The following is a 1,479-nucleotide window of genomic DNA, read 5'->3' as shown; positions in this document are numbered from 1 at the left end:
AGATAATCCTTCAGGCCGCCGGGGAAATGGAATTCGGCCTTGGCCGGCGTCTGGTCCTTCTCCTTGATCAGCGAAGGATCGCAGGTCCAGCGAATCTCCACGCCGCCGAACAGATAGGCTTTCGAGCGCGTCATGCGGTAGAGCCGCGCCGGCTCGAAGGCTGCGCCCTTGCCGAAGATCTGCTCGTCGGGATGGAAACGCGTCCTGGTGCCGCGGCGATTGTGCACCTCGCCGAGCTGCTCCAGCCCGCTCACCGGGATGCCGCGCGAGAATCTCTGCCGGTAGAGCTGCCGGCCCCGCGCGACTTCGACCTCGAGGTGATCGGACAGCGCATTGACGACCGAAACACCGACGCCGTGCAGACCGCCGGAGGTCTCGTAGACCTTGGAGTCGAACTTGCCGCCCGAATGCAGCGTCGTCATGATGACTTCGAGCGCCGGCTTCTTGAATTTAGGATGCGGATCGATCGGGATGCCGCGGCCATTGTCGGTGACGGTCAGGAAGCCGTCGGCCGAAAGCTCGACGTCGATGAAGGTGGCATAACCGGCGACGGCCTCGTCCATCGAGTTGTCGATGACCTCGGCGAACAGATGGTGCATCGCCTTGTCGTCGGTGCCGCCGATATACATGCCGGGCCGGCGCCGCACCGGCTCCAGCCCCTCCAGCACCTCGATGTCGGCTGCGCTGTAGCTCTCGCTGCCGTCGCGGGCGGCGGTCGAGCGCTTTGCCGCCTGAACCAGCGGATCAGCCGGGCGCGACGGTGCGCGCACTTGCTGCGGCTGCTTTTCCCGATTGCCGAAAAGATCGCTGTTGTCGTCCATGCTGGCCATTAAGTCCGGTACTGCGAATCACTCCTCGATACTGCCACGCTTTTGGCGGGCGAACGAGGTTCCTGTTCCGTTCAGGGATCAAAGTCTCTCTTATTCTAAAACCATTCGATAACCAAGCCGCCGGAAATAGGGCGGCCCGCGCCTCCCGGGATTCCTGATTCTTTAACAATGATGGTTACCGTGGGCGTCAACAAGCAAAAGACCACGGGGCGTCAGGGGTTTTCGTTGTGAGGGGCAGGGCCATAACCATGATCGGCATCGCCGCCGTTTTCGGCGCGATCTCGATCTTTGCCGCGGACTTCTGGGTCAAAAGCCAGGCGAGGGCCTCCTCCGAGCAGAAGGTGGCATCGGTCGTGGTGCCGCAAGAGCCCAAGGTCGAGTTCAAGACCATCGTGGTGGCGAGCGCGCCGCTGCGCTACGGCACAGAACTCGGACGGTCCGCGCTCGCCGAAATTCCGTGGCCGCAGGATTCGCTGCCGCAGGGCGCCTTCTCGACCATCGACAAGCTGCTTGCCGAAGGCAGCCGGGTCGTGCTGTCGCCGATCGAAGTCAACGAGCCGGTGCTGCTTGCCAAGCTGTCGGGACCGAACGGCCGCGCGACGCTTTCCAACATGCTCTCGCCCGGCATGCGGGCGGTGACCATCCGCAC

2 protein-coding genes are annotated in these 1,479 nt (G+C 63.4%); one reads left to right on the top strand and one right to left on the bottom strand.

Annotated features, from left to right (window positions below; genetic code table 11):
- A partial coding sequence (locus EOA38_RS36430) for an ATP-binding protein (protein WP_245481018.1) occupies positions 1 to 821 on the bottom strand: 821 nt, incomplete at its 3' end.
- Between the two features lie 257 nt (positions 822 to 1,078).
- On the opposite strand from EOA38_RS36430, the gene cpaB reads away from it, so the two are divergent.
- The coding region (cpaB, locus tag EOA38_RS36425; RefSeq protein ID WP_127301486.1) for a Flp pilus assembly protein CpaB at positions 1,079 to 1,479 on the top strand (401 nt) is incomplete at its 3' end.

Origin of the sequence: Mesorhizobium sp. M1E.F.Ca.ET.041.01.1.1 (genome assembly GCF_003997355.1) — a bacterium.
Lineage (GTDB): Bacteria > Pseudomonadota > Alphaproteobacteria > Rhizobiales > Rhizobiaceae > Mesorhizobium.
Note: the sequence above shows the minus strand (reverse complement) of the source record. Positions and strands in the feature narration are given on the sequence as shown.